Raw genomic sequence first — 13,722 nt, 5'->3', positions numbered from 1 at the left:
GCTTATCCTTTTTTCTTAAGCCTAGCATAGAGTGAATATTTAGATATAGTTTAAAATTCAATCTTAATCGTCATTTTTATTGATGTTAGAAGGCTTTGTTGCACAAAGCTATTCTTGAAGGCTTCTTCAGCAATATAATTTCTAGTTGAAGAAGCCTGTGATTAAAACCTATCGTACAACTAATGTTTGAATTGGACAGCACCAAATTACTCCACCCTCTGTAGACGACAAAAGCATATTGATATTCCGAGCCGACAAATCTTTTTAGATCGAGATGCACATGCAGTCATTACTACTAGGAAGCATGCAAAGCTTTGGAAAAATAAGAAATTGAGATATTTAGAGAGAGGAATGAATTATTAAAAACAGTCAAACGGGTAGCTAAGTCACTTTCGAAAAAATGGTCTGGTTATCATCATCGAAGTTTAGTGGAAACCAAAATGCATTGCATCAAATTATTAGGTGATAAATTCACAGCAAGGAGTTTTCCTAGTCAGATGAATTAGATTCATGCACATGTATAAATTTTTAATAAATTCAAAAATTAGACCACCCTCATATCCAAGTTATCACTTGAATTTAGCTCAATTAGGGTAGCATTATCTTTCAAACCTTTGTGCAACAAAGCCAATATAAATTATAAAGTTGCAGTAATTCTAGAGTTATTTTTTTATATGAGAGAAAAACAGCTATAATTCCGAGCAAAATGCTTGGTTGAATCTTAGTAATTATATTTTTAAAATAATTCCTTATTTTTTATATGCCTTTTGCATCATGATTACTGAATTACTCTCTCCTGCTGGTTCACTTAAAAATATGCGTTATGCTTTTGCTTATGGAGCAGATGCAGTTTATGCAGGACAACCACGTTACAGTCTCCGTGTTCGTAATAATGAATTTGATCATGAAAATTTAAAAATCGGAATTGATGAAGCACATGCATTAGGCAAAAAATTCTATGTTGTTGCTAATATTCAGCCACATAACAGCAAACTTAAAAATTTTATTCGTGACATCGAGCCAATTATTGCGATGCAACCTGATGCATTAATTATGTCGGATCCAGGCTTAATTATGATGGTTCGTGAACATTTCCCTGACATGCCTATCCACCTTTCGGTACAAGCCAATGCGATTAATTGGGCAACTGTAAAATTCTGGAAAGACTATGGTTTAAGCCGAGTCATTCTTTCTCGTGAACTCGCATTAGAAGAAATTGAAGAAATACAGAAAAATGTACCAGAAATTGAACTTGAGGTTTTTGTACATGGTGCGCTATGCATGGCCTATTCAGGACGATGTTTACTCTCAGGTTATATGAATAAACGAGATGCAAATCAAGGCGCATGTACCAATGCCTGTCGTTGGGAATATAAAATTCACGAAGCACAAGAAGATGCCAATGGTGACGTGATTCCTGTTCAGCAGATAGAACCATCCAAACAATGCTGTTCCAATAAAGTTCAAGATGATCTAGTTCAAAGTGTTTTAGTACAACGTAATGATGAAGAAATGTTTGCGGCTGAAGAAGATGAACATGGTACTTATTTCATGAACTCGAAAGACTTACGTGCCATTCAACATGTTGATCGTTTGACTCATATGGGAATTGCTTCACTTAAAATTGAAGGACGAACAAAATCCTATTTTTACTGTGCTCGAACAGCTCAAATTTATCGTAAAGCAATTGATGATGCGCTATCAGGTCAACCATTTGACTCAAGTTTAATGGATCAACTTGAAGGTTTGGCAAATCGTGGTTACACAGAAGGATTTTTACGTCGCCATGTGCATAGCGATTACCAAAATTATGAGGATGGTTCATCACATTTCGACTATCAACAGTTTTGTGGTGAGATAATTGAGCGCAATGGCGACTATGTTCAAGTCGAAGTTAAAAATCGATTTTTAGTTGGCGATACACTTGAGCTCATGACTCCCAAAGGTAATCTTGTCTTCACTTTGACTGAAATGCGTGATTTAAAAGGTCATCCAATCGACAATGCAAAAGGTTCTGGACATATTGTGGAAATCCCACTTTCAGCAGATATCGATATTGCTTATGCCTTATTAATCCGTCATCTTCCACACGCCAAAACGCAGTTAAAAACTGATGCACTTGCATATTCGGCAGATTAAATATGGCGCTATTCATTACCACAGCATGTATCAACTGTGATATGTGCTTGCCAGAATGCCCGAATCAAGCGATTTATGAAGGTGCAAAAATCTACGAAATTGAGCCGCAACGTTGCACTGAATGTGTCGGCTTCTACGAATCACCCACATGTATTGCAGTTTGCCCTATTGATTGCATTAAACCTGATCCTTTACACATAGAGAGCAAGGATCAACTGCAAATTAAATTTAATAGCTTAAATTTATTAGGTAATTAGAGGCTTACACAATATAAGTGAATCACTCAATCGCATATCAATCGTCGATTATCATTTCTAAAAAGAAAGCAATATTTACAGACTTAGGCAAAACACTGGCACCAAACTTGCTTTTTAGTATTACGTTTTTAACAATTAGAGAAATTTGCTCAGCTTGTTGATTATCATAAGGCTTTTGAAACTGTCGCACCTCATGTTTGAATTCGCCCTCAAGATACACAAATCGTCTTTACTCGTACTAGAACACATGCTGAATTATTCAAGTAACATCAATACAAAAAGATTCAGCCGAAAAATTGAATTCTTTTAGCTAGCTCCAATAAATCATCACCATAAAAAAACACCCCAAACCAAAGTTTGAGGTGTGTTTAGAATTTTATTTAGCGAAACAAATTACGCAGCGTAAACTGGGAATTTAGCGCACACTGCTTCAACTTTCGCTTTCACATCAGCAATCACTTGTTCATTACCTTTACTGTCGATAATGTCGGCGATCCAACCTGCAAGGTCACGAACTTCATCTTCACCAAAACCACGAGTGGTTACAGCTGGCGTACCAATACGAATACCAGAAGTCACGAATGGAGAACGTGGGTCATTTGGAACAGCATTTTTATTTACTGTGATATGAGCAGCGCCTAACCATGCATCAGCATCTTTACCCGTTACATCTTCTTGTTTAATTAAAGATAATAAGAATAAATGGTTATCAGTACCACCAGATACAACATCATAACCACGAGCAATGAATACTTCAGCCATTGCTTGAGCATTCTTAACAACTTGCTGTTGGTAAGTTTTATATTCAGGTGCCATAGCTTCTTTAAAACAGATTGCTTTAGCAGCAATTGCGTGCATTAAAGGACCACCTTGGTTGCCTGGGAATACAGCTGATTGAAGTTTCTTCTCGATTTCTTCGTTTGCTTTCGCAAGAATTAAACCAGAACGTGGACCACGAAGTGTTTTATGTGTAGTCGTTGTCGTTACATCAGCAATTTGAACTGGATTTGGATAAACACCAGCAGCAACTAAACCAGCAACATGCGCCATATCAACAAAAAGGTAAGCACCAACTTTATCCGCGATATCACGGAAACGTTGCCAATCTACAACACGGCTATAAGCAGAGAAACCAGCTACGATCATACGTGGCTTATGTTCTAAAGCTAAACGCTCAACTTCTTCATAATCGATTTCACCTGTTTCAGGGTTTAAACCGTACTGGATCGCATTATAAGTTTTACCAGAGAAGCTAACTTTAGCACCGTGAGTCAAGTGACCACCGTGAGCCAAGCTCATACCTAATACTGTATCACCAGGATTAAGAAGCGCTAAGTAAACTGCTGAGTTTGCTTGTGAGCCTGCATGTGGTTGTACGTTTGCATAATCTGCTCCAAACAACTCTTTCGCACGGTCAATTGCAAGTTGCTCAATAACGTCAACATATTCACAACCGCCATAATAGCGTTTGCCCGGATAGCCTTCTGCATATTTGTTAGTAAGTTTCGAGCCTTGAGCTTCCATTACAGCTTTAGAGCAATAGTTTTCAGAAGCAATTAACTCGATGTGAGCTTCTTGGCGGTCGCCTTCCGAAGCAATCGCTTGAGCTAATTCTGGATCAAATTCAGCAATAGAGATATTGGCAAACATTAGCGGAGGGTCCTATAAATTAGGGCTTTTAAGCCGTGCTAAAGATTGGTGCGAATTATAGCATGAAGTTTACTATTACAGAGCTTGATATTTATTTAATTATTCGTGAATTTTAATCACATTTCACTAATAATTTTATTTGGCTGGAATTGATCTACTCTTTTTTGAGTCATTCAAAAATTATGATTAAAAGTATAAAGCCCAATCCTCAACACACAGAATTGGGCTTTTATAAAACTTAAATTCTTAATTACTAGTAGGCATTACTGATTTGACATCATTCACAATATTTTCAATATTAAGCACATATGCCGTTCCATGATCCCATTCAGGATTTGTTACATATCGAATAGTAGATCCCTTATTAGCTGCATCAAATACTAAAGCATCCGTTGCTTCTTTTGGTACAGTTGTATCTTTTGCTCCCTGATAAATAACAACAGGTTGATTAAGCTTGACTTGTGCAGGTTGAGAATCTTTTTCTAAAAACTCTTTCACCAAAGGTAAAGCCATAAAGTTTGTTTGGGTACGTGGGTAATTTTTCAAATCAACATTTGTTTTTAAATAATTTTGCATCCCGCTAACAAAATCATTGCCTAACGCACCTGAGCAGTTTGACTCAGCTTTACTCGCAATTAAGTCAGTTGGTGATTTAAATACATTTGAATAACTGAATGTTAAATTATTATTTCTTAGACCTGCAGTAATCAATGCAGTAAAAGTATCAAGTTGTGCATAAACTGGAATTTGAAAGTTTACAGGCGCATCTTTTACAGATAGCTCTCCATTTGTTAAAATTGCACCAAGATTAGATGCGGGTGCTACAGCAATTGTTCCTTTATAGTCTAATTTTGCGCGGCTCGCATATTGAGCTGCTCCTAATGCGGCTTGCCCACCTTGTGAATGCCCGACCGTCATCCATTGACGTGATGTCATTTTTCCTTGACTAGATAAATATGATCTGGCTGCCACTACAGCATCTGTAATAGAATATGCCTCACTTTTTACATTTAAAAATGGATGAAGTTCATGCCCACTCGGTTCACCAAGCCCTTCATAATCAGGTGCAACGACAATGTAACCTGCTGCCAAAAATTTACTAATCATTGCATAAACATATTCATTAGTCACATTAAGACTCGGCGCGCATATATCAGCCACACCGGTTGTTCCATGCGCCCAAGCGACAATTTTCCAACCATCCGCTGGCATCGTCCCTTTCGGAACAAAAACTAAACTTGTTGCCGTCGTTTCTTGACCATTTTGACCTAACATTTTATAAGTCATAACAGAGCTTTCTGACGCTACAAGACTAAAATCACTTTTTGTATATGCTGTTGGCATGCCAACAACAGGGTCTTTGATATTATTTTCAGGAATCTCAGGTTTAGGTACAAAAACTGTCGATTCATTATCGTCGCCACCACAAGCTGTCAAAAACAAAGTCGTGCTCAGCATTGCAACCGTTAATAGTTTAATTTTCATTTAGTTTTTCCTTAACTATCTTCTTTTTTGATTTTGTCCTTAGATGTTATTTTTCTAAGGCAATTACATCCATAACAATTACGCCTATTACAAAATTGTTTCAAGTATTTTTTTATATCCTTTTATATTTGCTTTTTATTTGCGCAATACACTACTAATTTATTTAAAATCCAATCAATCTAAGTATGATTAAGCACAGCTCATCCTAAATTTCTTGTAAGATAAAAAGTCTGAGAGACTATCCTACCCAATTAGGTTCAACTTTATGCAAGCCATTATTTTAGATACGGAAACACATACATTGAATGGTTTGCCTATAGAAATTGCTTATGCGCCAATTGAAATTGAGCATGGAAAGCTGAGCTTAGATAAGAAAAAGATTTTTGATCAGCTGTATCAAGTTGGTCAACCTATCTCTTATGCCGCGATGGCGGTGCATCACATATTAGAATCAGACCTAGCTGATCAACCTTTTTACAGTGAGTTTCAACTGCCTGAACAAACCCAATATATTATCGGTCATAACGTTGATTACGATATTACAGCTATTGCAAAGTGCGGCGTAGATACATCAAAAATTAAACCAATTTGCACTTTAGCACTTGCACGTCGTGTTTGGGAAAATGCGGAAGCACATAATATTTCAGCCTTAATTTATCTGATCTCCAAGGGCAGTGATAAAGCTAGAGAAATGCTCAAAGGTGCTCATAGAGCTGATGCTGACATTATTTTAACAGCTAATATTTTGATGCATATCATTCATCAATTAAACATTGAAAATATTGAACAGCTTTATATAGCTTCAGAAGAAGCTCGTATTCCAAAGAATATTACTTTTGGTAAACACAAAGGTACTGCGATTCAAGATCTTCCAACGGATTATATCCAATGGCTTTTACGCCAAGACGATCTTGATCTCTATTTACGTAAGGCATTGGAAACAAAATTAGTTAGATAAGCCCTCTTAGAAAATTTTTTAAATTATTTTCCAGTCATTCCAATCAAGACAATGATATTTAATAAATCGTTAATATTATTGTCATTTTTTAACTTTATCTTAATCCTCATGCTAGATCTTGGGCTTGTGGGGATTAAGAAATGTCTAATTTTTTCAAAACGGAACTCGGGCAAAATGCCCTGCAACAACGTGATAGTGCTTTAACTCCACGGCAGCGTCGTTTATTGCTTTTGATTGATCATGAAGATTTTCAAGAACTTGATCATGGATATAAAGAAAGAATAGCACCTACGGAATTAGTTCAACAACTGATTGATATGGGCTTATTAGCACATCAACAACCCGAATCCATACATATTGAAGAAGAAGTCACATCAGAAGAGAATCATACTTCTACGATAATCTCACGCATTCAACCAGATCAAAATAAAAACATATCTAATCCAGCAGAAAATCTTGAAGCAGAAATTATTACCTTAGAAAAACTTCCTTTTATTGAAATCCAACAAGTTATGATTCAAACCTTAACAACTTATTGTGGTTTGATGGCGAGACCATTAATACAAAAAATACAGATAATCAAAAACCTACAGCAATTAAAAGCTTGCCAAATGCAATGGATTACTTTTCTACAAGAATCACGAATTCCGCCAGCAGAATTGAATCAAACATTGAAGTTGATTAATTATTCAGTACAGCATTTGCAAACATAATTGAAATATTTTGGCAATTAAAGTTCAAAATCGTTGTTTTAATAAACAATAGACCATATTGCTTACGTCTTTATATTTACCTATATGTATTTTTTGCCTATGATGTGCCACACATGTATGCGCTCATAGCTCAACTGGATAGAGTACAGGTCTCCGAAGCCTGTGGCGTGGGTTCGAGTCCCGCTGAGCGCACCAAATTCGTTTTTCAATTCATATCAAAAGCATTGCACAATAAGAACTCTTAATTTAAGTTTATTATCATAAGTTCCCATGCTTTCCCAACTATTACCGTAATTGATGCGGTAAAGATTGCGGTAAACCTTAAATTACTCAAAAAAGTTACCGTAAAGATGCCAAAACAAATCGTTAGCTTTTCTCTATTATTAATTAGCTGTATTTATTTAATTACTTTTTTAATAAAAATTCTTCTTTTTCAAAATCAATTTATCGTTAAGTCTTAAGCTAGCAACAAAAGTCTTAAAAGCTACGCTCTATTGCTTACGATTATTTTGATAATCGTACCTATAGTTGATGCGATACTTAAAACTCTAAGAGTTTGATAATAAATAAAAAATTTAATATTTGACAATTTAAAAGTAGATCATTTTACAAAATTATCGAATTAATCGTTCTATTTCTAAAACGCCAGAAACCTATTTTTCTACTTGGTTTATTTTTTTATATCACTCAAAATAGTCGTTCTATTTAACAACGTGAGACGTTCATGACTGATGCTTTGGTGTTGAGCGATTTGTCCAAAACTTATCGTAATGGTTTTCAGGCGTTAAAAGGTATTGATTTGACCGTACCTGAAGGTGAATTTTATGCATTATTAGGTCCTAATGGTGCAGGTAAATCTACAACGATTAGTATCATTAGCTCTTTAACCAAAAAAACATCGGGTACAGTGGAAATCTTTGGGCATAACTTAGATACCCATCCATCCCATGCGAAACAATGTCTTGGTGTTGTTCCTCAAGAGTTTAACTTCGGTCAATTCGAAAAAACTTTCGATATTTTAGTGACACAAGCAGGTTATTACGGCATTCCTAAAAAACATGCTGAACAACGTGCTGAATATTATTTAGAAAAACTCGGTTTATGGGAAAAACGTAATATTCAATCACGTATGCTTTCAGGTGGTATGAAGCGTCGTTTGATGATTGCACGTGCCATGATGCATGAACCTAAGTTGCTTATATTAGATGAGCCGACTGCGGGTGTGGATATTGAGTTACGTCGTTCAATGTGGGATTTTCTCACTGAAATGAATGAAAAAGGTACATCAATTATTTTAACGACACATTATTTAGAAGAAGCTGAGATGCTTTGTCGTCGCATCGCAATTATTGATCGTGGTGTGATTAAAGAAGATACCACCATGAAAGGCTTTCTTAATCAGCTCAATGAAGAATCATTCATCTGTGACCTCGCTGAACCTATTGAAAATTTGCAACTGGATATCATCGGCTTCAAATTTAATTTAATTGATCCAATGACATTAGAAGTCACTATGGATAAAGCCCATAGCATGAATGATTTGTTTTTACTATTACAATCACAAAATATTCAAGTCAGCAGTATGCGCAATAAATCCAATCGTTTGGAAGAATTATTCGTGAAAATGGTCGAGAAGAATCTTGCTGGAGCGAATCAGTGAACTTTAATCAATTAAAAACAGCACTTTGGACTTTGGTTGTTAAAGAAATTCGCCGTTTCATGCGGATATGGCCACAAACTTTATTACCACCAGCAATCACAATGAGCCTATATTTTGTGATTTTTGGCAACTTAGTTGGCTCTCGTATTGGCGAAATGGGCGGCTTTAGCTATATGCAATTTATTGTGCCAGGCTTAATTATGATGGCGGTGATCACGAATAGCTACGCCAACGTTTCTTCAAGCTTCTTTAGTGCCAAATTTCAAAAAAGTATTGAAGAACTGATCATGAGCCCTGTGCCATTACATTTAATTCTTTGGGGCTATGTGATTGGTGGCGTATGTCGTGGTGTGTTGGTCGGTTTGATTGTGACCATCATGAGTTTATTCTTTACTCACTTAGAAATTTATAATCTATTCGTGACTATATATACTGTCATTATTACTTCACTATTATTCTCGCTTGGTGGTTTCATCAATGCGGTTTATGCGAAGTCATTTGATGATATCTCTATTATCCCGACTTTTGTATTGACTCCACTTACCTATTTAGGTGGTGTCTTTTATGCGATTAGTGCGCTTAGCCCATTTTGGCAAAATTTATCTTTAGTCAATCCAATTGTATATATGGTCAATGCTTTCCGTTTTGGCATTTTAGGGCACAGTGACGTCAATGTAACGTTCTCACTAAGTATCGTTACCCTATGCTGTGTTGCGCTCTATGCAGTTGCTTATCGTTTATTAGCTCGTGGTTCAGGAATGCGTGAATGAGTGTTGAACATTCTTTATTGGGTAAAGACACCCAATACCCTACTCAATATCAGCCAGAGGTTTTATTTCCAATTTCCCGTGCTGAGTCTCGTCAACAGTATTTGCATGTTGAAGGCATTACACAAGGTAAAGATTGGTGGCATGTATTTGAAATTTCATGGCTGAATCATCTTGGTTTACCACAAGTGGCGATTGGTCGTTTAACCTTACCCGCCAACTCTCCCAACTTAATTGAATCAAAGTCACTTAAACTTTATTTCAATAGCATGAACTTTACTCAGTTTGAGTCTCAACAAGCTTTTGTCGAAACGGTTGAACGTGACTTATCCAATGCGGCGGGTGGAAAAGTTGAACTAGAATTATTCCAAGTTGATGATTTAGAAATTTCTAAACCGCAGGGGATTTGTATTGATGATCTCATCCCTGAGCGTCTATCTGAGCATCCAGATTCAACTCTATTAAGGTTAGATCCTGCGACCCAAGAAAGTGTTGAAATTGAACTTTACTCTCATCTTTTAAGAAGTAATTGTCCAGTCACAGGACAACCAGATTGGGGTACGATTTTTATTCGTTTTCAAGGTAAAAAACCTTGTTATCGCAGCATATTAGCCTATATTATCTCGTACCGTCAGCACAATGGTTTCCATGAGCAATGTGTCGAGCAAATATTTGCTGATATTTGGCAATTGCTTCAACCTGAAAAGTTGATGGTCTATGCAACCTATACACGCCGTGGAGGCTTGGATATTAACCCATGCCGTGTATCAGACTTGTCATGGATGCCCGAGCCAATTCGCTTGGCGAGACAATAAAACGAATAAATTTGATATAGAGGAAATGTTTCAATGACCAGTTATTTCGGTATTCTTCCATCAGCAGGTTTGAGTCAGGATATTCAACTTGCACAGGCTAGCCGTAACAGTAAAGAACCACAATACCCTTTACGTGACAAAATCTCTTTACAATTGTCGGATGAATTACTAGACAACATGCTGATTAAGCTGGTTCAACAATTTCCGCCAAGTGATAAGCGTGACACTACCGAGAAGCTTGCAACCAAAATCCGTGGCATTGTTGAGACTTTACTTAAACAGTTATTAGGCAAGGCACCAAACGAGCAGGTTCTTGAATCGTTGTCGTTTATGGAAAAAAGCCTGTTTACTGACAATGAGGGTCAACAACGCATTGGTACGGTTCTGCCTGATACGCTGGTCGCTGACATGAAGAAAAGCTTTGCAGAAGTCGCTGCTGGAAATGGCAAGGCACAACGTGATGCATTAACTCAGCAATTTAAAACTTTTGCTGACGCATTGATTCACCACTTCATGACCGAATTTAACAAAACGCTGGGTCTGGGCATGATGAAACGTGGTGTTGCGAGCGTTGCAACCAGTGGTGTCGAAACAGCCGTTCATATTGTGATCAATAAGCTCATCCCAGGTTTGAGCCAAGGTGAACTTGAAGTATTTACAAAACATTTTGATCAGTTATTGGTTCAAAAGTAATTCGCCAAATGATGCAAAAGCGATGGTCATGGAACCATCGCTTTTTATTAGGTGCATGCAATATAACATTTAATATATAATATTGATTTATAATAATTATTTAATATAATTCATAGATAACAGATGATCATTCCAATTATAAACTGGATACTTATAAATCTCACATTTTCTAAATTTGCACGCTCTAAATCCGCATTTATGTTAGCATTCGCGAAGCCTTGATTTACCTGATTTAGAATCACATGTCCCCAAGCTCACAATACAAATTTTTACGTCAAGCACCTCGTGATGGCTTAAGTACAGCTGCACAGCCCTCTCGTTGGCAACAATTGCATATCGATCCTTGGCTTTGTTCTTTTTTGGTTTTAAATGCCTTACTTGGACTCACAGTATTATATAGTGCTTCTGCGCAAGATGTCGGTCTAGTCAGTAAGCAAGCAATGAGCTTTGGGATTGGCTTTATTGTTATGTTTAGTTTGGCTCAAATCCCCCCAAAGGTATATCAGGCATTTTCACCTTATTTTTATGTGTTTGGTGTACTTTCCTTAGTGGCAGTCGTCATTTTTGGCGAAGTCCGTATGGGAGCACAACGTTGGATTGATATCCCTGGCTTCGGCAGTGTGCAACCCAGTGAATTTATGAAGATTGGTATGCCAATGATGATTGCTTGGTTTCTATCACGAAAAGCATTACCTCCGAGCCTTTCACAAGTTGTACTGTCATTGATGTTGATTGTCGTACCTTTTCTACTTATTGCAGAACAGCCTGACTTAGGTACATCACTACTGGTTCTAGCCAGTGGTATTTTCGTACTATTTTTAAGTGGTTTATCTTGGCGACTCATCGCTGCAGCAGCAGGTCTAGCCGCAATTATTATTCCAATTGCTTGGGAATTTTTACTACATGATTATCAACGTCAGCGTGTTCTTACATTATTAGATCCTGAGGCAGATGCTCTTGGCACAGGTTGGAACATTATTCAGTCTAAAACTGCGATTGGCTCAGGAGGATTCTCAGGTAAAGGGTTCTTAGAAGGCACCCAATCTCATCTACATTTCTTACCTGAAGGCCATACCGACTTTATTATTGCCGCTTATTCTGAAGAATTTGGCTTAATTGGCGTGACACTGCTTATTATTCTTTATTGTGCAATTATCTTTAGAACATTCCAAATTGGATTGCAGAGCTTCCATAACTATGGTCGCTTGGTTGCAGGCGCATTTGGTTTGTCATTTTTTGTTTATGTATTTGTAAACGCTGGCATGGTCAGTGGTATTTTACCCGTAGTTGGTGTGCCTTTACCCTTCATGAGTTATGGTGGGACGGCAATTATTACCCTGATGTCTACTTTTGGACTGGTTATGTCTATTCATACACATCGATAATGAGGAATTTTATAAACATATGTTTCTTCCTAATTTAAATAAAACTTTTAAATTGCTTGGTTTGAGTGCCAGTTTATTTGTCAGCAGTAATTGGGCTCAAGCAAATGAATTTTATACACATCCGAATTACTTTGCTTTTAAGCAGAAAGCAATGTCAACTTATAATTTAACGAGTGAACAAATTGATGCAGCCATGAGTGGCGCTAAAGATTTACCTAATATTCTTAATATCATGACTCGCCCAGGCGAAAGTAAACCTTGGTATGAATATCGTTCAATGTTTCTTGTTGATGGCACTATTCAACGCGGGGCAAACTTTAAAAATCAATATCAAGATGCATTGAATCGTGCTGAACAGCAGTTTGGCGTACCTAAAGCAGTCATTCTGGGCATTTTAGGTGTAGAAACAGGTTATGGTGCGAATAAGGGCTCTTTCGTCACTAGAGATGCGCTTGCGACACTCGCTTTCGGTTATCCTCGTCGAGCAGACTATTTTAGTGATGAATTAGCCGCCTTGATCGCTTGGACGTACAAAGAAGGTTATCCAACAAATAGTATCGTTGGTTCATATGCAGGTGCTATTGGTTATCCGCAATTCATGCCAAGCAATATTCAAAAGTTGGGTGTAGATTATGATGGAAATGGTCACATTGATTTAAGAAATTCAGCAACAGATGCTATTGGCTCTATTGCTAACTATTTAGCTCAACATGGTTGGCAGCGCGATCGACCAATTGGGTTTCCAGCCCGTTACTTAGGCAACAACCCAGATAGTATTATTTCCAAGGATTTAACCCAACCTATTCCCTATGGAGAATTGAAAAGACTAGGGGTTTCGCCTGTTGACCCTTTGGTAAAAATTGATGATTTAGACTTAGTCAATGTCATTCAATTACAAGACCAATTTGGTCCAATTTACTACATTACTTATCCAAATTTCCAAGTGATTACGACTTATAATAAAAGTCGTATGTATGCAACAGCAGTATGGTTATTGGGCAACGAAGTAGCTAGTCGATAGACTAGCTTTTTTATAACATTCTGAAAAGTCAATAAAAAAATTAAACAAAAAGATCACATATTCAGCAAAAAATATATTTTGTTACAATATTGATTATTTATTAACCATAAACTGTAAGTTTTTACCCTTTTTGTAACTATTTATCGTTAAAGACTAGACACACTTCGTAAGCGATGAAT

12 protein-coding genes, 1 tRNA gene and 1 pseudogene are annotated in these 13,722 nt (G+C 36.9%); 12 read left to right on the top strand and 2 right to left on the bottom strand.

The window, feature by feature from the left end:
* Window positions 1–252 precede the first annotated feature (252 nt).
* From CDG55_RS07670 to CDG55_RS07660, 3 genes and pseudogenes are all read left to right on the top strand, one after another.
* Window positions 253–524, top strand: a pseudogene (locus tag CDG55_RS07670) (IS5/IS1182 family transposase); the annotation flags it as partial.
* 250 nt (window positions 525–774) lie between these two features.
* Window positions 775–2,139: a tRNA 5-hydroxyuridine modification protein YegQ gene (yegQ, locus tag CDG55_RS07665; RefSeq protein ID WP_087535897.1), complete on the top strand. Its 1,365-nt coding sequence runs from the start codon at window positions 775–777 to the stop codon at window positions 2,137–2,139.
* Between the two features lie 2 nt (window positions 2,140–2,141).
* On the top strand, window positions 2,142–2,396 hold the full coding sequence (locus CDG55_RS07660) for a YfhL family 4Fe-4S dicluster ferredoxin (protein WP_087535898.1): 255 nt from the start codon (window positions 2,142–2,144) through the stop codon (window positions 2,394–2,396).
* Window positions 2,397–2,789: 393 nt separating this feature from the next.
* On the opposite strand, the gene glyA is transcribed toward CDG55_RS07660, so the two are convergent.
* Both glyA and CDG55_RS07645 read right to left on the bottom strand, forming a co-directional pair.
* The gene (gene glyA / locus CDG55_RS07650) at window positions 2,790–4,046 is read right to left on the bottom strand and encodes a serine hydroxymethyltransferase (protein WP_005159681.1); all 1,257 of its coding nucleotides are present in this window, start codon (window positions 4,044–4,046) and stop codon (window positions 2,790–2,792) included.
* A gap of 246 nt (window positions 4,047–4,292) precedes the next feature.
* Complete coding sequence (locus CDG55_RS07645) at window positions 4,293–5,531, bottom strand: alpha/beta hydrolase (protein ID WP_087535900.1); 1,239 nt, start codon at window positions 5,529–5,531, stop codon at window positions 4,293–4,295.
* A 265-nt stretch (window positions 5,532–5,796) separates the two neighbouring features.
* Here CDG55_RS07645 and CDG55_RS07640 point away from each other — a divergent pair, with 265 nt between their 5' ends.
* From CDG55_RS07640 to mltB, 9 genes are all read left to right on the top strand, one after another.
* Entirely contained in the window at window positions 5,797–6,489 is a 693-nt protein-coding gene (locus CDG55_RS07640) for a 3'-5' exonuclease (RefSeq protein WP_087535901.1), read from the top strand.
* 140 nt (window positions 6,490–6,629) lie between these two features.
* Window positions 6,630–7,202, top strand: coding sequence for a hypothetical protein (locus CDG55_RS07635; RefSeq protein ID WP_087535902.1), 573 nt, complete (start codon window positions 6,630–6,632; stop codon window positions 7,200–7,202).
* A gap of 119 nt (window positions 7,203–7,321) precedes the next feature.
* Window positions 7,322–7,397, top strand: a tRNA-Arg gene (locus CDG55_RS07630).
* A 529-nt stretch (window positions 7,398–7,926) separates the two neighbouring features.
* Window positions 7,927–8,862: an ABC transporter ATP-binding protein gene (locus tag CDG55_RS07625; RefSeq protein ID WP_087535903.1), complete on the top strand. Its 936-nt coding sequence runs from the start codon at window positions 7,927–7,929 to the stop codon at window positions 8,860–8,862.
* Complete coding sequence (locus tag CDG55_RS07620) at window positions 8,859–9,632, top strand: ABC transporter permease (protein ID WP_005159666.1); 774 nt, start codon at window positions 8,859–8,861, stop codon at window positions 9,630–9,632. The genes CDG55_RS07625 and CDG55_RS07620 overlap by 4 nt, the downstream gene beginning before the upstream one ends.
* Window positions 9,629–10,444, top strand: a complete 816-nt coding sequence (queF, locus tag CDG55_RS07615; RefSeq protein WP_087535904.1) for an NADPH-dependent 7-cyano-7-deazaguanine reductase QueF — start codon at window positions 9,629–9,631, stop codon at window positions 10,442–10,444. Before CDG55_RS07620 ends, queF begins: the two co-directional genes overlap by 4 nt.
* A gap of 33 nt (window positions 10,445–10,477) precedes the next feature.
* On the top strand, window positions 10,478–11,137 hold the full coding sequence (locus CDG55_RS07610) for a hypothetical protein (protein ID WP_087535905.1): 660 nt from the start codon (window positions 10,478–10,480) through the stop codon (window positions 11,135–11,137).
* A gap of 242 nt (window positions 11,138–11,379) precedes the next feature.
* Window positions 11,380–12,522, top strand: a complete 1,143-nt coding sequence (gene rodA, locus CDG55_RS07605) for a rod shape-determining protein RodA (protein WP_005159663.1) — start codon at window positions 11,380–11,382, stop codon at window positions 12,520–12,522.
* Window positions 12,523–12,541: 19 nt separating this feature from the next.
* Entirely contained in the window at window positions 12,542–13,543 is a 1,002-nt protein-coding gene (mltB, locus tag CDG55_RS07600; RefSeq protein WP_087535906.1) for a lytic murein transglycosylase B, read from the top strand.
* The last annotated feature ends 179 nt before the right edge of the window (window positions 13,544–13,722 follow it).

This window comes from Acinetobacter sp. WCHA45 (assembly GCF_002165255.2).
GTDB lineage: Bacteria > Pseudomonadota > Gammaproteobacteria > Pseudomonadales > Moraxellaceae > Acinetobacter.
The sequence above is the reverse complement of the archived record's forward strand: the minus strand, read 5'-3'. Positions and strand labels throughout refer to the sequence as shown.